Origin of the sequence: uncultured Ellagibacter sp., assembly GCF_934617235.1 — a bacterium.
GTDB lineage: Bacteria > Actinomycetota > Coriobacteriia > Coriobacteriales > Eggerthellaceae > Ellagibacter.
In genome coordinates, this window is sequence record NZ_CAKTTZ010000005.1 from 53,991 (window position 1) to 72,093 (window position 18,103).

Below are 18,103 nucleotides of genomic sequence, written 5' to 3' on the forward strand. Positions count from 1 at the left end.
TATGCCCGATGTTCTGTTCAAAATGCGGAAACGAGATACCCGATGGAGGCAAGTTTTGCAATAAATGCGGGTCCAAGATACAAGCACCCGAGGGACAAGGCTTAAACGCCGAAGCTGGCGATGCCTCTCCTGATGTCCCCGCCGAATCCGCCTCTTCCAAGCCCATCGCCGAGCAGCCAGTTAAAACCAACGGGACAGAAATAAAGCCCAAGGGCAAAAAGCCCCTCGTCATCGGTATCGTCGCGGCGGTCGCGGCGGTCGCCGTCGGCTTCGGCGTATACCAAGCGTGCTTTGCGCCCTACAACATCGACAGCAAGACGTTTCCCGATGCTGCCGTGAGGAACGCGATGCTCTTACAGGTTGACACCGACCATGACGGCAAGGTCTCCCGCGAGGAGGCCGACGAAACCACCTTGCTCACCATCATAGATTCGAACGTGTCGGATTTTACCGGTGTCAACAAACTGAAGAACCTGGAAACTCTCACGATCACATATAGTAATGGCTTCGGCGAGCTCGACTTGGCGAGTTTTCCCAGCGTCAAGAGGATATACGCCTCAGGCTCGTCGATAACGTCGGTGAAAAACGCGGGATCCTCCAAAGTGGAAATCTTCGACGCGACAGACACCCCCATTCAAGAGGCGGACTTCTCCGGCTGCGAAACGCTGAAGGAACTGCATCTCTCTACGGACAATTACAATGAGGACACGCTCTCGTCGGTTAACCTCTCCGGTTGCAAATCGCTCGAGACATTCAGTGCGGCAAGTCGCCTCAGCCTTCTCTCAGTCGATGTGAGCGACTGCGAGAATTTATCGAATCTCGACCTTCGATATTCGACCGCAGTGGTCGGCTTGGACAAGACAAACCTCGAGGCCCGCTACTACGTACATTCATGGACGGAAAGCGACTCGACGAGTTACTCGGGCTTTACGAAGACGACGTGCAAACGCGATGAGCAAGGACGCCTAATCGAAGCCGGTGATGAAAAATATACGTATGACGATGCGGGACGCATAGCTTCAATTAAATCGGGGTCGTCGCGTTACAGCTCCGAAACGAAATATGCCTACGACGAAAAAGGGCTATTGAAGTCGACCAACGGCAAGGACATCAAGGCGGAATACGACGAGCAGGGCCGCGTCGTCTCTGATTCCGACGGCAATCAGTACAGTTATGACGATTCTGGGCACGTCGTTAAAATCAGCTTCGATTCCTCCGCGATGGCCGACAACACCTTCACCTACAGCGATTCTGGGCTACTGACGCAAGCGAATTTGGCAACGGGATATTTTAAGGATGGTGATGTCTATGCGTGCACGTTCGACTACGACGATGCGGGCCGCTGTACGCAAATGGTAGTCAGCTATCCCGACAATTCAGGTCAGACGGTCTTCACTTTTGCCTACGATGATAAAGGCAACATCGTTTCGGCCGAGAGAACGGATTCATCGAGCTCCAACACGAGCACCATTTCGACCGCAAACGAATATGATTCCTACGGAAACCTGTCAGAGCGAACGGTAACGTACAGCAGTGGCACACTGCACATTACGACAACCTACTATCTCACGAATGGGCGCCTGTTCGTCAGCAAAGACTCCGCCCCCGTTGGAGATGCGATCTTCCTGGGCAACCAACAGTTTGGCCCGATGGCGTCCGCAGGCAATCCCTACCTCGATAGCCAGACATACTCCCTGGATAGAATGATTGAGTGGAATTTCGGTAAAGCTTGCGCCGTCATGTTTGCTCCTTCTGATTACCACCACCCTTACTACGGCGGCCTTACGTACGACCAATGGAAAGCCACCCAGGCATAACGACATGCAAATGCACACAATGCCCGCGGGCGCGACACAGGAAAAGGAGCGTTGAGATGTTTTGTCCCAAGTGCGGAAAACCAAATGCCGACGACGCAGCGTTCTGCTCGGAGTGCGGCCACCAGCTTAATGCCGCAAAGTCGGCGGTTGGTCCGGCAGGCGCAATATCGAAAAAACGCGCCGGCAAGAAAAAGACAGCCATCGTCGGCGTCGTCGCAGCAATAGTCGTCATTGTAGTTATGGTGGCGGTCTCGGGTATATTCGGCGATCGTCCACTTCCTTCGCACATGCGAATCGCTGCCGGCTCTGGTGGCCAGATCATCAATTCCAAAGGCGGCACCTTCGATCTCACGGTGCAAAACGACAATAGCGCCATTCTCTCGCTCTCGGGTGCTCAGTTTCAAGGGAAGTTCGAAAAGCTCGAGAGCAACAGCGACGGCGTGGTCTACCAGATGAAAAATCCGATTCTCAACGATCTGAATCGCAATATTTCTTCGGAACTGATGCAGCAGCCCATCGACCTGAAACTTCAGCTTCCGAAAGGCTCCAAGGACTCCGTTACAGGAACCTGGAAAATCCAGATAAGCTACTACGACATCACGAACAGGGTCAACTATACGGGCGCTTATATGAAGGTGAACGATGGCGGAACGGGCGTCGGAACAGCAGGCACTTCAACCGATATTTTCGCAAAAGACTTCGACGCCTCGAATGACAGCTATCTCACACCACTCATGTGGGAAAAGGGAGACAAGAACGCTGGATACGCCGCGCAGTTCTCGTTGACGGATTCCGATACTTTCTTTCAGTTCACCCTCTCCTAATTCGGCAATTGATCGCAAGTGCTTGTTTGATGTTTCGAGGTTGCAAGGAGAGCGGCATGAAAACCTCTGGGTCCTTGCTTAAGCTCAAGCAGATAACAAAGTCCTACGATGAGGGCGCGCAGCGCAGGGTTGTCCTGAATAATCTCGACCTCGACCTGTGCTCGCCCTCGTTCGTCGCGATTTTGGGGTCGAGCGGATGCGGGAAGACGACCCTGCTTAGCATCCTCGGCGGCCTCGATAGCGATTATCATGGCTCGTTCGACATAGCCAGCGCCGATGCGGCAACGCTTTCATCGGAACAATGGGACGCCTATCGCGGACGTCACGTTGGGTTCGTCTTCCAAAACCCGCAGCTCATCGACTATCTTAGCGTCGTGGAAAACGTCAAGCTTGCTCGGGGCCTGTCGGGGACGGCAAGCAGCGTCACGTCCGACGGCGAATCGGTCGCACGGGCCTTGAGGCTTGTCGGCATGGACGATTATGCCGAGGCCATGCCAAACGAGCTTTCCGGAGGTCAAGCACAGCGCGTGGCCATTGCCTGCGCAGTGGTAAAAGACCCAGGCGTTATCCTTGCCGACGAGCCGACCGGCTCGCTCGACGAAGCCAACAGCCAACAGATTATGCAGCTCCTTGCCGACTTGTCGCGAACTCGTTTAGTGGTCGTAGTGACTCACGACGAGGAGCTTGCCCACCGCTACTGCAATCGAGTGCTGCGGTTGGCCGATGGCGTCATCGAGGAAGACCGACTGTCCAGTGCGGCGCGCCCGCAAGAACGAGAATCGCCTCTCCCGACGCCAGCAACTGCTCGAACCACGGCCGATTCACGCGATGCGGACAAGGCCCTGAGTATCTCAGGCGTGCTTAGCGCTGACGCACCAGCTCGCACGGCGCGACGCCAGAACATGCGCAAAGTGGCTTGGCGTCATGCGCTGCGAAAGCGACTGCGAACGATTATCTCCCTTTCCGCGATAGCGTTAAGCGCGTTTGCGCTGCTCGTCTCCCTCGCTGTGTCTTCAGGCTTGCAGCAGTATCTCGACACCTTGAGTCTCTCGTTCACCCTCGATCATCCGATGAAGGCACAGCCGAGATCAGTAGGCGCCGTCATTGATTCGTCCTCATCAGGCAAAACAGATTGCTCCCCAAGCGATGGCATCGCAGTAAGCAATGCGGGCGCCAAGGCTCTTTCGAGTTCTACTATCGGGGAAGATGCCGCCTTAAGTTCCCTCTACTCTTATCTGACAAGCCCGCAAACGGGCATTTTAGGCGACGCCTTCGACATTCAGCGCGAATACTCGTTCGAGCTGAATCTCTACACCGCCGACGGCAAGCAAGCCGTCAAGGCGGGGCAGGCGTCTTTGAGCGATTCCCTGAAATCCAGCGGCTTGCCGGACGAGGCGCGTCAACAGGTTTCCGATGCCCTTGGCCGAACGAGCATTGTGCGCCAAATCGTCAGGAATGAGCAAACGGGGGAGTCTCCCTATACGGTACTGGCCGGCCGGGTGCCTAACGCGAGCAACGAGGTCGCTCTCATCACAGACAAAAACGGCGATGTGCTTGATCTTTTCGCCTATTCGATGGGGCTTCTTGAAGAGGGAGACCTTCTCGATTCGCTTACCGACGATGCCGAAACCGAAGCGGAGCAGGTCTTGCTGCCCTACGATGCGATTCTCGGCACGCAATACCATGTGGTTCCAACTGCCAAATATTACTATCGCGATGGCGAATCGTGGGTCGACGGGAGAAACGACGCAACGTATATGGAAAGCGTGCTGTCTTCCTCCCGGACGCTTACGGTAGTAGGCGTGCTGCAGCCCGACGCTGCGTATGTGGGCGATGACGAGGTCGGTTCGATTGCGTACACACGAGACCTGCTGCCCCTGCTGATCGACGACTCATGGAAATCCAGTATCGTCTCTGCGCAGTATGCTAATCCTTCGGTGAACGTTTTTACGGGAAAGAGCTTCTCGGAGGAACAGGCAACCCCTTATTCGCACGCCGTGGATAAGAACGATGCGCTCGACCTTGCAAGACGTCTCGATCTCTCTCAGAGAAAGATTGCCCTCATCGGCAGCCTCAACGACCAGCAGCTTGCGGCATTGGCGCAGCTTTGCGAGGTCGACCCGTCCTTCAGCGCCCTCGATATTTCCGAGGACCAGGCGAAGCAATTACGGGAGATGAGCGACGAAGAATTTTCCGACATGATCGATTTACACGCGCCGGCTTCGCTGAATGCCGGCTATGCCCAAAATATGGAATGGCTCGGCGCCGCGAACGCCAACGAACCCGATAGGCTTGCAATCTATCCCAAGGGCAATTTCCAGAAAGAGCGGATTGAAGCCTGCATAGATTCGTACAACCAACTGACGACATATACGAACGTGCCCGTAGCCTGCGAAAGCGATATGCAGCAGTGGCTTGACCAGCAATCCGAAACAATCGAGGTCGTACAGCGGATTTTAGCCATCCTCGTTGGGGTCGCCGCGCTGCTCGGCCTGTCCTTCACTCTATCGACGGCGCTCGTGTCGGCATTCGAGCGACGTGGGGAAGTTGCTCGAATGCGCGCAATGGGCGCTACGCGAAGCGACGTCCGGCTGTTGTTCATTCACGAAAGCGCTTTTGTAGGAGCGCTTGCTGGAGCTGTCGGGGCTTTGCTCGCCATGCTGCTCGCCCCTACCATCGATGCCGCATTGGCTCAATTTACGCAGCAAAATGGGCTTATCTCAATCTCACCTGGGATGATCGCTCTTGCCATTGCCGTCGGCTGTGCCGTCTCGGTTCTGTCGCACGCGATTCCGGCGCATAAAGCCGCAAGCAGCGACCCCGCCGTCGTACTCCACGCTGGATCGCTATAGGTTGCTCGCGTGAGCGATTATCATGTTTCGCTCCCATTTCTCCTGCAACCGCTTAAAAATTAATTTCTTGCTTTATCACTCTACTGTGATAAAGTGTGAGCCGTTCGAAAGAGGCGTGCGAGGAAACCACAAGGCCTCGAAAGGATGCAAGTAACGTGAACGCAACATCCGAGAGGCTGCAAGCGTTTACAATGAGTTGTCGCACGGCACGCGGAAGGCGCTCGCTGCCAGCTGCACAGCACGCGGGCGGAAGCTGATCGCAAGCAGCCGCGAAGCAGAACGGGGAGTGCAATCCGACCCGTCGCAGCACGCGGATGGGAGACGCTCGCCAAACTTGCCGCACGATGAAGAAGGAGAAGGTACGACCGTGAATTACACAACGCCCTCGGGGTTTCGCGACATTCTCGCCGATGAGGCAGCACGCCGCGAGGAAGCCGCGTTCGAGGTGCAACAACTGCTGTCGAAAAACGGCTACGTCCCCGTGGAGACGCCCACGCTCGAGATCATGGACGTTATGAACGCCGGCGGGCGCGTGCCGGGAACCCCGTTCAAGCTCTTCGATTCGCGCGGCGACCTGCTGGCGTTGCGTCCGGACGTCACGCTGCAGATCGCGCGCATGTGCGCAACGCGCCTTGCTGGTCAGCCAGGTCCCTTCCGCTTCCGCTACCAGGAGCGAGTTTTCCGCGAAGCAGAAGGCCGCCCGCAAGCGGAAGCGCGCGAGATGACGCAGGTGGGCGTCGAGCTCATCGGCGAGGCTGGCCCTGCCGCAGACGCCGAGGTCATCGCCCTGCTCGCCGAATCACTTGAGCAGATCGGGGTGGGGGATTTCCGCATCTCGGTCGCCACGGTGGGCGTGCTGCGGGCCCTGCTCGCAGGTTGCGGCGCCAGCGACGCGTGGAAGTCGGGCGTGCTTTCCGCCTACCACGCGAGCAACTTCGTCAAGCTCGACGAACTCACGGGGAAAGGCGCGCAAGAAGCGGGGGTTGCACCCGTCTTCGCGCAGGCCATCCGCGCGCTCGCGAATGTTCGCGGCGGGCGAGAGGCGGTCGCGCGCGTACGAGATCTGGTAGCGCCGCTCGGTTGCCAGGACGGCCTGGCCGACCTCGAACGGACCCTCGAGCAGCTCGACGAGAAGGGCCTGGCCGATCGCATCTTCGTCGATTTCTCGGTCATGAGCTCGTTTGACTATTACACAGGAATCGTGTTCGTCGCCTTCGCCCCCGAACTCGGAGCGCCCCTTGGCTCCGGCGGACGCTACGACAACACGATCGGCGCTTATGGCGAAAGTCGCCCCGCAGCAGGATTCGCCTTCTACCTCGACCAGGCGCTTGCCGCAGCCGCGACCGAGCAGCAGGCGGGCGCGCGCCCGCTGCGCATCGCCGTGCCCAAAGGCTCGCTTAACCCCGACTCCATCGCGTGCCTGACCGCTTGCGGCCTCGACACGACAGGCCTCGCCGACCCAGGACGCCAGCTCATCATCCGCAACCCTGGTGTGGAATACATCATCGTGCGCCCCTCCGATGCCCCGGTGTTCGTGGAACTCGGCGCGGCCGACTGCGGCATCTGCGGCGAAGATTCGCTGCTCGAAGCCGCAACGGGCACCGTCGAGCTTGTGGACCTCGAATTCGGCGCCTGCCGCTTCATCGTGGCCGAGCCCGAAGGGGCATCCGAGCGCGTCGCCGAGCACTACCGAACCTGCGGCTCCATCCGCGTAGCCACGAAGTACCCGCGCATCACCGAGTCCTATTACGCAAGGAAAGGCGAGCAGGTCGAAATCGTGAAGCTTCACGGCAACATCGAGCTCGGGCCGCTTACGGGCCTTTCCGAGCGTATCGTCGACATCACGGCGACAGGCCGCACGCTTCGCGAGAACAACCTGGTCATCGTGGACGAAGTCCTCTCATCGACGGCGCGCTTCTTCGCGAACCCGTGCGCGTTTCGGACCGACCCGCGCGTGGTCGAGCTCGCGGACAAGCTGCGAGCGGGCGCCGAGGCGGGCCTGTGGGACGCGACCGTCATCGCCGGAAGCGACCAACCAGGTGCGAGCGTAAGCGCAAGCGCGTAATCAACCATTCAATCACTAAGACGTTTCGACATAAGAAGGGAACACATCATGCGTCGAGTCATTCTGAAGGAAGGCGAGCAATTCAAGAGCTCGCAGATCAACCGCACGGGAGCGTTCAATGCGGGCGCCATCGCCGCCGCGACCTCGATCATCGAGGAAGTGCGCGAGCGAGGCGACGCGGCGTTGCGCGACTTCACCGCCAAGTTCGACGGCGTCGAGGTGCAGGACTTCCGCGTGCCGCAGGAGACGATCGATGCCGCCGCAGCCCAATGCGACGAGAAGACGGTCGCCGCGCTTGAACACGCCGCCGAGCAGATCCGCGAGTTCCACGAGCGTCAGAAGCAGCAAAGCTGGATCGCGACGCGCGAAAACGGGGCGATCGTCGGTGCGAAGGTGACCCCGCTCGAATCCGTAGGCATCTACGTTCCCGGCGGACGCGCGCTCTACCCCTCAACCGTTCTCATGAACGCCATCCCCGCATCGGTCGCTGGCGTCGAGCGCATCGCCTGCGTAACGCCCCCGTCCAAGGACGGCTCGCTCGATTCCGCCATCCTCGCCGCCTGCAAGATCGCCGGCGTGACCGAAATCTACTCGGTCGGCGGCGCCCAGGCAGTCGGCGCGCTCGCTTACGGCACCGAAACCATCGAGCCAGTCGCAAAGATCACCGGTCCCGGCAATGCCTACGTTGCCGCCGCGAAGAAGATCGTCTCGGGCGATGTGGGAATCGACATGATCGCAGGTCCCTCCGAAGTGTGCGTCGTCGCAGATGAGACGGCAGATCCCGCGCTCGTCGCCATCGATCTTATGGCCCAGGCCGAACACGACCCCTTGGCCGCCTGCTATCTCGTCACCTTCTCCGAGGAATACGCCGACAAAATCGAGGCCGCCATCGAGCGCCACGTGAAGCACTCCACGCGCGCGGAGATCACCATGGCATCGCTCAACGACCACGGCCTGATCACCATCTGTCCCGACCGCAAGGCTGCCGTCCAGGCGGTGAACGTGATCGCCCCCGAGCACCTGGAGCTGCATGTGGAAAGCGCCATGGACCTGCTCGGTTCCATCAAGAATGCGGGCGCGATCTTCTTGGGCGAATGGACCCCGGAGGCTGTCGGCGACTACGTGGCCGGCCCCAACCACACGCTTCCCACCGGTGGCACCGCGCGCTACGCAAGCCCGCTTTCGGTCGAGGAGTTCGTGAAGAAGTCGTCCATTATCCAATACACCCCCGAAGCACTCGCGGCCGACGCCGATTCGGTCATGACGATCGCGCGCCACGAGGGCCTGTGGGCGCACGCGATGAGCGTCGAGCTGCGCTGCAACGAGCTCGCTGGCAAGCCAACCGAAGTCGACGCAGGTGAGAGCGTTGAATAGCGTGCGTCAATCCGCCCCACAGCTGCAGGGGCTTACGCCTTACGACCCGAAATACCTCCCCGCGAGGGCGTACCTTTCGGCGAACGAGAACCCGCGCGACGTGGAGACCGAAATCCGCCAGAAGATCATCAGCGCCATCCGTAAGGTGCCTTTGAATCGCTACCCTGATCCGTTAGCCAACGACCTGCGCGACATGATCGCCGAAGCGAACGGGCTCGACCGCGACCAGGTGCTTCTGGGCAACGGCGGCGACGAGCTTTTGTTCAACATCGCGCTCGCCTGGGGAGGGCCGGGACGCAAGTTCCTAAACCTGCCGCCGACATTCTCGGTGTACGCCGCCAACGCGCGCCTCACGAACACCGAGGTCGTCGACGTGCCTCGCCTTGCCGACTACTCTATCGACGAGGAGGCGGTGCTCGAACGCGTCGGGCAGGGGGACATCGACTACGTCATCGTGGCAAGCCCGAACAACCCAACCGGCAAGCTTGCGAACGAGGAATTCCTCGTGAAGCTCCTCGACGCTACCGACGCGCTTGTCCTCGTCGACGAGGCATACTTCGAGTTCTCCCGCACGACGATGCGCCCCTACCTTGCGACGCACAAGAACCTTGTCATCCTGCGCACGTTCTCGAAGGCGTTTTCGCTCGCGGGCGTCCGCATGGGATACATCCTGGGAAATGCCGAGGTCATCCGCGAATTTCTGAAGGTGCGCCAACCGTATTCAGTCGATGCCGTCTCGCAGGCGATTGCGCGCGAGGTGTTCTCGGCGCGCCAGAAGTTCGAGCGGGGCATCATGGCGATCATTTCCGAACGCGAGCGCATGCTGCAAGAGCTGGCGAAAGTGCCCGGCACCACCGTGTATCCTTCGGATTCGAACTATATCCTCTTCAAGATCGAAGGAGCCGACAAGGTGTGGGAGACGCTCTACGCGCGCGGCATCCTCGTGCGCGACTTCTCCCATGCGCCGATGCTCGAGAATTGCCTTCGCGTATCGATAGGCACCGAAGAGGAAAATGACGAGTTTCTTGTCGCACTGCGCGAAATCGCGACAGGCAAGTAGGAAGAGGTCCACATGAGCGAGCGAACCGCGCGCATCGCGCGTACGACGAAGGAAACCGACATCGAGCTGTCGATCGACCTCGACGGTACCGGCACGACCGACGTCGACACCGGCATCGGCTTTTTCGACCACATGCTCACCGCCTTCGGGCGCCATGGGCTGTTCGACCTGTCGGTACGCGCCGAGGGCGACCTGGAGGTCGACGGCCATCATACGGTGGAAGATGTCGGCATCGTCGCAGGTCAGGCGTTTGCGCGCGCGCTCGGCGACAAGCGTGGCATCAGGCGCTTCGGCTCGATTGCGCTTCCCATGGACGAGGCGCTCATCTTGGCGGCAGTCGATATCTCGAGCCGCGGCCAGCTTTTCTGGGAAGCCGATGTCCCCGCCGTCATGGTGGGCTCCTTCGATGCGACGCTCGCCAAGGAATTCTTCATCGCCTTCGCGGCGAATGCCGGCGTCACGCTTCACATCCGCGAGCTTGCCGGCGAGAATACCCATCACGTGATCGAGGGCATGTTCAAGGCCGTGGCGCGTGCGATGCGCCAAGCGGTCGAGCCCGACCCGCGTATGGGCGATGCACTGCCAACGACCAAAGGCGCCCTGTAGGAGATGCACATGATAGCGGTAGTCGATTACCAGAAGGGCAACCTGAAGTCGGTCGAGCGCGGCCTTATCGCAGCAGGTGGCGAGGCCCATATCACAGCAGATGCGTCCGAGATAGCCAAGGCGCGAGCCATTGTTTTGCCGGGAGTCGGGGCATTCGCGGATGCTGCGGCGACGATGTGCGAACTCGGGCAAATGGACGTTATCCGTGAGCGCGTTCGTGCAGGCGTCCCCTTCCTGGGGATTTGCCTTGGCGAGCACCTGATGTTCGAACACGGCGTCGAAGGCGCGCCCAAGGGAGACCCCGCCTGCGGTCTCGGCCTTCTGCCGGGCACCGTCGTCGCCATGCCGCGCTGCGATGCGCAAGGCAAGGCGTTCAAGGTGCCCCATGTTGGGTGGAACACGATCGAGATCCCTGCGCGGGGAGAAGGCGGGGAAGATGGGGGAGCAGCTGAGCTCCCTCCGCGCGGCGGAGTCGGGGGAAATGCCGTGCTCAAACAGTCCTCGCTTCGCTGCGGAACTGCGCGCGGCACCTCCCCCGACTCCGCCGCACTGCTCGATGGAGAGTCGACGACGGCCACCTTCCCCGACTCCACCCCGCAACCAGAGAACTCCCTCGCCTTCTCCTGCCCGCTCTTCGATGGCGTAGCACCTGGTGAGTACTTCTACTTCACGCATTCCTACATCGCGCCGTCAGGTTCCCACACCATCGCGCAAACCACTCACAGCGTGCGCTTCACCAGCGCCGTTCAGTATGGCGAACGCGCTTTCGGCGTGCAATTCCACCCCGAGAAAAGCTCCGACGCCGGCGCGCGCGTGCTCGCGAACTTCGTTGCGATAGCCGCCCGCGGCTAAGCACTCTCCGTATTGAGAAAGGAACGCAGAGACATGTACCTTCTCCCTGCAATCGATATTTTGGAAGGCCGCGCCGTGCGCCTCGCCAAGGGAGACTATTCCCAGGTGACGGTTTATAACGACGACCCCGTTGACCAGGCGCGGAAGTTCGAGGCTCAAGGTGCCACTTGGATTCACGTGGTCGACCTCGACGGCGCGCGCACAGGTGTGCCCGAAAACATCGCCATCGTCGAGCGTATCGTCCGCGAGACCTCGCTTTCCGTGGAAATCGGCGGCGGCATCCGCACGCTTAAGACCCTCGAACGTCTCGCGGAAATCGGCGCCGCACGCATGGTACTCGGCACCGCGCTAGTGAACGACCCCGAGCTCGCACGTGCAGCTGTGGAGTGCGTGGGGGGCGACAGACTCACCGCCGGCATCGACGCAAAGGGCGGGGAAGTTGCCGTTTCCGGATGGATCGAGGGGTCGGGCGTCGCTGCCTGCGACTTGGCCCGCGAGATGGGCAAGGCGGGCTTTAAGCACATCGTCTATACCGACATTGCGCGCGACGGCATGCAGACCGGACTCGACGTGCAGGCATATGTCCAGATGGCGGAGGCGTTCGGGCATCCTGTTATCGCAAGCGGCGGTGTGGCGAGCGCAGCCGACATCGAACGCCTTGCACCGGTTGCCGCATCCATCGAGGGCGTCATCACCGGGCGCGCCGTATACGAAGGAACCTTAACGGTTGAGGAAGGCGTCGCAGCCTGCGCTGCGGCCACTAAGGAGTAGGCCATGCTTGCCAAGCGAGTGATTCCCTGCATGGACGTGAAGGACGGGCGAGTCGTCAAGGGCGTGAACTTCGTAAACCTGCGCGACGCGGGCGACCCGATCGAGCTGGCGCAGCGCTATGACGAGCAGCGCGCCGACGAGGTGATATTCCTCGACATTACCGCAACGAGCGACGATCGCGCCACCACGGTAGAACTTGCGAGCCGCGCATCCGAGCAGCTGCACCTGCCGTATTGCGTCGGCGGCGGGTTCCGAAGCGTCGCCGATATCCGCCGCATGATCGCCGCGGGTGCCGACAAGGTGTCGGTGAACTCGGCGGCTGTCGCAAACCCCGAGCTCATCACGCAGGCAGCAACCGCGTTCGGCACGCAGGCGATCCTTTGCGCGATCGACGCGAAGCAACGGGCGGACAACCCCAACAAGTGGGAAGTCTATGTCCACGGCGGCCGAAAGGCAACAGGAATCGACGCTGTCGAGTGGGCGCAGGAGGCAGCGCGTCGCGGTGCGGGCGAGATCCTGCTCACGAGCATGGACCGCGACGGCAGCCGCGACGGTTTCGACTGCGCCCTCACGCGGGCCGTGGCGCGCGCGGTCAATATCCCCGTGATTGCCAGCGGCGGCGTCGGCAAGATCGAGCACTTCGCCGAGGGTATTCTAGAGGGCGAGGCCGACGCCGTGCTCGCGGCAAGCGTGTTCCACTTCGGCGAGATGACCGTGCGCCAGGTGAAGGAATACATGCGCTCGCAAGGCATTCCCGTGCGCCTGTAACGCGGCTATCGCAAGCGAGTTGCGTAAACCGAAAGGACACTAACGAATATGGCAGCAACCGAGAACATTCCCGAGCTTACCTACAACGATGCCGGGCTCATTCCCTGTATCGTGCAGGACGCGAAGACGCGCGAGGTGCTCATGATGGCGTGGATGAACGAGGAATCCGTGCGCCTGACGCTCGAACAAGGCACGACCTGGTTCTTCTCGCGCAGCCGCCAAGAGCTGTGGCACAAGGGCGGCACATCCGGCAACACACAAGCGCTCGTCGAGCTTCGCTACGACTGCGACGCCGACTGCCTGCTCGCTTTGGTGGAGCCTGCGGGTCCCGCCTGCCACACGGGGAACAACACCTGTTTCTACCGCGTGATGGGGTAGGGCAACAAGGGAACGCCTTCGCCGTGCGAGCGGCCGCACGCTCGCGCACCACCTCTGCAACCGCGCGCTCGCAGAGTGACGCAGTGCGACTTCAACCTATAAGCTACACTGCCTCCTGATAATCGCCATGCATGCAGAAAACCTGCGGCAGTCGTGTGTGCGCTTCCTGCTGTTTCGCCGCGCGACGGGCAACCTTCGGTAGAATCGATAGGTCATATCCGCGCGCGACGAGTTGCATATCGCGCATGCACGAAAGCTCATACATGATTATCGAAATCCTGAAAGCCCTGCTCGAGGGCATAGTTGAGGGCATCACCGAGTGGCTTCCTATCTCGTCGACCGGACATATGATCTTGATCGACGAGTTCGTGAAGCTGCAGGTATCCGACCAGTTTCTCGCCCTATTCCTCGTGGTTATCCAAATCGGCGCAATCCTTGCCGTTATCATCATGTACTTCCACAAGCTCAACCCCTTCAGTTTCAAGAAAACCCCAGCTCAGCGCAAGAGCACGTGGCGACTGTGGGGCATGGTCGTCATTGGGTGCATCCCGGCGGCGCTCTTCGGCTTCGCACTTGACGACTGGGTGAACGAGCACTTCTACAACAAGGTCTGCGTTGCCGCGATGCTCATCCTGTACGGCATCATCTTCATCGTGCTCGAGCGTCGCAACCATCGTCGTTTCCAGGAAGCCCGCGCAGGGCTTGCGCTCTCTGGCCCTCGCCCGCGCGGAAAGCATGCCCGCATCGACGCGCAATCGCACGCAACAAGCGAGCAACTCGACGCGCGCGCGGAGGAACAGCTGTTCAAGATCACCGACGTCGACGACATCGACTGGAAAACCGCGCTCAAGATCGGCTTTTTCCAGGTGCTTGCCATCATCCCGGGAACGAGCCGCTCGGGCGCCACGATCATCGGCGGCATGCTCACCGGGTGCTCGCGCACCGCAGCTGCCGAATTCACGTTTTTCCTGGCCATCCCTGTGATGCTTGGCTGGGGCGCGGTGAAGGCCGCGAAATTCGTGCTCGCCGGCGTTGCCATGACGACGACCGAGATTGCCGTGCTTGCCACGGGCGTCGTGTCCGCGTTCATCATGTCGATCATCTCGATCAAGTTCCTCATGGGCTACATCAAGAAAAACGACTTCACGGCGTTCGGTATCTACCGCATCATCGTAGGCGTGCTCGTCCTTGCCTACTTCGCCTTCGAGACCATGGGCATGCTTCCGTAAAGCCGCGCCGTGCAGTCCGAGCAAAACATCCCTCGCGTCACTTATACGCCCAAGCTAGCAGCATACATGCGCAAGAAAGGATGGCGCCATATCGCCATCGAACACGCAAGCGCATGCGGCTGTTGCGTCGACCTGTCGGAAGTGGCCACGCGCTTCGTGGACGATGCCGCGGCAGACAAGCTGCGCGCGAAGGGATGCGTCGAGCTTCACGGAGAGCTGGGGAGTATCCTCGTTGCGCGGGGAATGGAATACGACGACGCGGTCGAATTGGGGCTTCGCAGCTTCTTCGGAGCGAAGGACATCACCGTCCGCGGCATCAGGTCATGGAGCTTGTAGCATACTTGGGGGCTTGCTGCACGCCTTTGAGCCTGCAGCAAGCCCCCAAGTTGGTTGTGAGATGAAGCGCGACCCTGAGTCTGCAGCGCACCCGCGAGTTGGCGGCGGGATGGAGCGAAACCGCGAGTTGGCAGCGAGATGGAGCGCGCCTTCGAGCTGGCTGCGCGATGAGGTTGCCAACACCCGAGCTAGCATCGGGATAGGGCGCACCCCCGAGTTTGTGGTCAATTGAGCGAGTTGTGCGACGTTATTTTGCTCGATGGAGCCCTTCGCGACTGTTTAGAACACCCTCTGAAAAGAAAACCCCAGGTCAGCGAAAAGAGAATTGGATTATTCTCAAAAATGGCAGCGCACAACTCGCTCAATTGACCACCAACTAGGGGGTGTGCTCCGGAAAGCACCCCACCGTGGACAAACATTGCCGATATGCGAGCATGAAAGGAGCGGTGGGCTTATTACTCCTTGCGTGCGATCGCGAACATGGAGCACAATGAAGCGGGACTGCCGCGGGAACCTGACGGGTAGCACGCCACCGCGGGAAACCAGGAATCGGCCGCGAGCTGCCGCCGAAAGCCGCAAATCGCACAGAAGCAGGGAGGACCTTATGCATTACGTCGAATCGCCGCATCGTTTGCCCTACGAGATGGCATCGGAAATCCTTCAGGTTGAAATCGGTTGCTCGTACAACCGCTGCCGCTTCTGCTCGCTGTGCCGCAAACCAGGGAAAGACTATCGGCCCGCACCGCGCGAGGTGGTGGAGGCCGACCTCGACGAGCTCGCCTCCTACGTGCGCAGACCCTCGCGTATCTACCTCTATGGCGGAAACCCCTTCGGCATGCCGCGCGACGTGCTCATTCCGCTGCTCGAACGCATTCACGAGAAGCTGCCCGAGGTGAAAACAATCGGAGGCTTTTGCCGTGTCGCCGACGTGAAAGCCGCAACCGACGAGGACCTCGCAACGTGGGCGCAACTTGGAGTCCAAGGACTCTCCATCGGTGCCGAAAGCGCCTACGACCCCGCGCTCAAGTTCATGCGCAAGCCCCACACCGCGGCTGACCTGGAGCAGCAGTGCGCTCGCCTTGACCAGGTTGGCATCGACTACACACTCTTCTACCTGGCAGGCATAGCGGGTGCAGGGAAGTGCGCCGAAGCTGCACGCGCATCTGCCGAGGTGTTCTCGCGCATCAACCCGCTGCGCATCAACATCATGACGCTCACCGTGTTCGACAACGCAGACCTCGCGCAGGATGTGGCATCAGGCGCCTTTGTCCCCGCAGCCGAACGTGAAATCGTGCTTGAAATCCGCGACTTCATCGCAGGGCTTTCGGGATGCACGTCCTTTATCGAAGCCGGGCACGATACCAACATGGTGCATTTCGACGGCGTGCTTCCGCGCGATCAGGAGAAAATGGCTCTCTACCTGGAGCAGCGTGCCAATATCATGAACGAGGAGCACATGAGGCTCCTTCGAAGCCGCTTCCGCGCGCTCTAGCGGAGGCACGCGAGAAGGCGGCGGGCCTTCGTGCGACCGAGGACTGCAGGCGACACGGTTTCACGGGCTTCAGTATGTTCGTCCTCGCGCATGGCGCAAAGCTTCGGGTCGTGTGAGGAATGGGAACGAGTCAAGCCACCGTATTCCTGGAAATCCCAAGGTAGCAAGTGCCTGCTTGAACAGGCGAGCCCGCACGCGGCCGAGGAGCACAGGCGACAGGATGCCTATCCAATTGATATGGATTTACCGCCTGCAGCTTCTTTTCGTTAGCTTTCGGGTTAGCCGCGGCTTCGCTTTTGCTATCATGTCAGGCACACGAGTGGCCCTATCAGGGCAGATTCTCGTTAAAGCATTGAGGCATGAGAGGAACTATCGATGCCAGAAGAAAGCAAGTCGCTTGCGGAAATCGAAGCGCACCGCGCGAAGATCGACGAAATCGACCAGCAAATCGTTGCGCTTCTGAACAAGCGCGCAGGTCATTCGCTCGTGATCCGCGGACTCAAACCGGGCGCCCACATGGGGCTCTACGACCCCAAACGCGAGGAGGAAATCTTCGCTCGCGTCAACTCCTATAACGAGGGACCTTTATATAACGAGAACCTCCGTGAAATCTACGAGGCAATTCTCAAGGTTATGAAGGAGACCCCGTCCGTATGAGTGATGTCAAACCCGTATCCCAAAAACTGCCCGACTACGGAACACGAACTGACGAAATCACAATCTTCGCCGGCCCATGCTCGGTAGAGAGCGAAGAACAATTCAACGAAGTCGCCGAATGCATCGCAAGTCTTGGCCTGCATTGGATTCGCGGCGGCGCGTTCAAACCCCGCACTAATCCGCACAGCTTCCAGGGCCTCGGCGAGGAGGCGCTGCAGATCATGAAGGCCGGGGGAGATAAGTACGGCCTGAAGACCCTGACGGAAGTCATGGACTCCGAGCACTGCGAGATGGTCCACTCCTATGTGGACGGCCTGCAGGTGGGCGCCCGCAACTTCCAGAATTTCAGCCTGCTGAAGAACATCGGTAAGGTGACGAAAGATTCCCATAAGATGGTGCTGTTCAAGCGCGGTTTCGCTGGCACCATTGCCGAATGGCTCGCCGCAACCGACTACATCACGATGGCGGGCAACAACAACGTCGTGCTCTGCGAGCGCGGCCTGCGCACCTTCGAGACGGCGACGCGCTTCACGCTCGACATCTCGGCCGTGCCTGTCATCCACAAGCAGAGCCTCTATCCCATCTGCGTGGATGTCTCGCACCCCGCCGGCGTTCGCGACCTCGTGCCCGCACTCGCAAAGGCGGCGGTTGCGGTTGGCGCCGACTCCATCATGATCGAAGTGCACCCGAACCCACCTGCGGCCCTCTCTGACGGCCCGCAGCAGCTGACTCCCGCCCAGTTCGCCGACCTCATTGCCGAACTGCGCGAAATCGCCGCTGTCTTCGGAAAGAAGATCGTGTAGCGTATCGGACGATTCGCGCCATCAGCGCAGGAAGGCCGCCACCCGAGCGGCCTTCCTGCTATACGGAAGCAAACCGCAGGGATATCCTCGAAGCGAGCAGGCCGCCGAGCCCGTCCCAAACCGAGCACCACCAGCGACCCCTCGACAGGAAAGCGCCTTCCAAGCCATCAGCCGCTCCCGCAAATCGCAGGGGTGCTACAATGGCACGCGTTCGCCCAC

17 protein-coding genes are annotated in these 18,103 nt (G+C 60.2%); 16 read left to right on the forward strand and 1 reads right to left on the reverse strand.

Going from position 1 to position 18,103, the window contains the following annotated elements; all coding sequences use genetic code 11:
• Nucleotides 1-8 precede the first annotated feature (8 nt).
• The 11 genes from Q0G85_RS01930 (at nt 9) to hisI (ending at nt 13,367) form a co-directional block, all read left to right on the forward strand.
• Entirely contained in the window at nt 9-1,817 is a 1,809-nt protein-coding gene (locus Q0G85_RS01930; RefSeq protein ID WP_297154211.1) for a zinc-ribbon domain-containing protein, read from the forward strand.
• Nucleotides 1,818-1,873: 56 nt separating this feature from the next.
• Nucleotides 1,874-2,641 (forward strand): zinc ribbon domain-containing protein, encoded by a 768-nt coding sequence (locus Q0G85_RS01935; RefSeq protein ID WP_297154213.1) that lies wholly within the window; start codon nt 1,874-1,876, stop codon nt 2,639-2,641.
• A gap of 56 nt (nt 2,642-2,697) precedes the next feature.
• The gene (locus Q0G85_RS01940) at nt 2,698-5,493 is read left to right on the forward strand and encodes an ATP-binding cassette domain-containing protein (RefSeq protein WP_297154215.1); all 2,796 of its coding nucleotides are present in this window, start codon (nt 2,698-2,700) and stop codon (nt 5,491-5,493) included.
• Nucleotides 5,494-5,860: 367 nt separating this feature from the next.
• Entirely contained in the window at nt 5,861-7,558 is a 1,698-nt protein-coding gene (gene hisZ / locus Q0G85_RS01945; protein WP_297154217.1) for an ATP phosphoribosyltransferase regulatory subunit, read from the forward strand.
• Nucleotides 7,559-7,606: 48 nt separating this feature from the next.
• A complete protein-coding gene (gene hisD / locus Q0G85_RS01950; RefSeq protein ID WP_297154219.1) occupies nt 7,607-8,932 on the forward strand; it encodes a histidinol dehydrogenase in 1,326 nt (441 codons plus the stop codon).
• A 1-nt stretch (nt 8,933) separates the two neighbouring features.
• Nucleotides 8,934-9,992, forward strand: a complete 1,059-nt coding sequence (gene hisC / locus Q0G85_RS01955) for a histidinol-phosphate transaminase (protein ID WP_297154221.1) — start codon at nt 8,934-8,936, stop codon at nt 9,990-9,992.
• A 12-nt stretch (nt 9,993-10,004) separates the two neighbouring features.
• Nucleotides 10,005-10,598, forward strand: a complete 594-nt coding sequence (hisB, locus tag Q0G85_RS01960) for an imidazoleglycerol-phosphate dehydratase HisB (RefSeq protein WP_297154223.1) — start codon at nt 10,005-10,007, stop codon at nt 10,596-10,598.
• 9 nt (nt 10,599-10,607) lie between these two features.
• Nucleotides 10,608-11,450: an imidazole glycerol phosphate synthase subunit HisH gene (locus tag Q0G85_RS01965; RefSeq protein WP_297154224.1), complete on the forward strand. Its 843-nt coding sequence runs from the start codon at nt 10,608-10,610 to the stop codon at nt 11,448-11,450.
• Nucleotides 11,451-11,483: 33 nt separating this feature from the next.
• On the forward strand, nt 11,484-12,221 hold the full coding sequence (hisA, locus tag Q0G85_RS01970) for a 1-(5-phosphoribosyl)-5-[(5-phosphoribosylamino)methylideneamino]imidazole-4-carboxamide isomerase (RefSeq protein ID WP_297154226.1): 738 nt from the start codon (nt 11,484-11,486) through the stop codon (nt 12,219-12,221).
• A 3-nt stretch (nt 12,222-12,224) separates the two neighbouring features.
• On the forward strand, nt 12,225-12,989 hold the full coding sequence (gene hisF, locus Q0G85_RS01975) for an imidazole glycerol phosphate synthase subunit HisF (protein ID WP_297154228.1): 765 nt from the start codon (nt 12,225-12,227) through the stop codon (nt 12,987-12,989).
• Nucleotides 12,990-13,037: 48 nt separating this feature from the next.
• Nucleotides 13,038-13,367, forward strand: a complete 330-nt coding sequence (hisI, locus tag Q0G85_RS01980) for a phosphoribosyl-AMP cyclohydrolase (RefSeq protein ID WP_297154230.1) — start codon at nt 13,038-13,040, stop codon at nt 13,365-13,367.
• Nucleotides 13,368-13,470: 103 nt separating this feature from the next.
• Here hisI and Q0G85_RS01985 read toward each other — a convergent pair whose 3' ends face one another.
• On the reverse strand, nt 13,471-13,632 hold the full coding sequence (locus Q0G85_RS01985; protein ID WP_297154232.1) for a hypothetical protein: 162 nt from the start codon (nt 13,630-13,632) through the stop codon (nt 13,471-13,473).
• Between Q0G85_RS01985 and Q0G85_RS01990 the strand changes: the two genes are divergently transcribed.
• The 5 genes from Q0G85_RS01990 to aroF all read left to right on the forward strand — a co-directional run bounded on the left by Q0G85_RS01990 (nt 13,631) and on the right by aroF (nt 17,884).
• Nucleotides 13,631-14,596, forward strand: a complete 966-nt coding sequence (locus Q0G85_RS01990; RefSeq protein ID WP_297154234.1) for an undecaprenyl-diphosphate phosphatase — start codon at nt 13,631-13,633, stop codon at nt 14,594-14,596. The genes Q0G85_RS01985 and Q0G85_RS01990 overlap by 2 nt on opposite strands.
• Before the next feature lie 66 nt (nt 14,597-14,662).
• The gene (locus Q0G85_RS01995) at nt 14,663-14,932 is read left to right on the forward strand and encodes a hypothetical protein (RefSeq protein WP_297154236.1); all 270 of its coding nucleotides are present in this window, start codon (nt 14,663-14,665) and stop codon (nt 14,930-14,932) included.
• A 604-nt stretch (nt 14,933-15,536) separates the two neighbouring features.
• Nucleotides 15,537-16,424, forward strand: coding sequence for a radical SAM protein (locus tag Q0G85_RS02000; protein ID WP_297154239.1), 888 nt, complete (start codon nt 15,537-15,539; stop codon nt 16,422-16,424).
• A gap of 375 nt (nt 16,425-16,799) precedes the next feature.
• Nucleotides 16,800-17,081 (forward strand): chorismate mutase, encoded by a 282-nt coding sequence (locus tag Q0G85_RS02005; protein WP_297154240.1) that lies wholly within the window; start codon nt 16,800-16,802, stop codon nt 17,079-17,081.
• Complete coding sequence (gene aroF / locus Q0G85_RS02010; RefSeq protein ID WP_297154242.1) at nt 17,078-17,884, forward strand: 3-deoxy-7-phosphoheptulonate synthase; 807 nt, start codon at nt 17,078-17,080, stop codon at nt 17,882-17,884. Before Q0G85_RS02005 ends, aroF begins: the two co-directional genes overlap by 4 nt.
• The last annotated feature ends 219 nt before the right edge of the window (nt 17,885-18,103 follow it).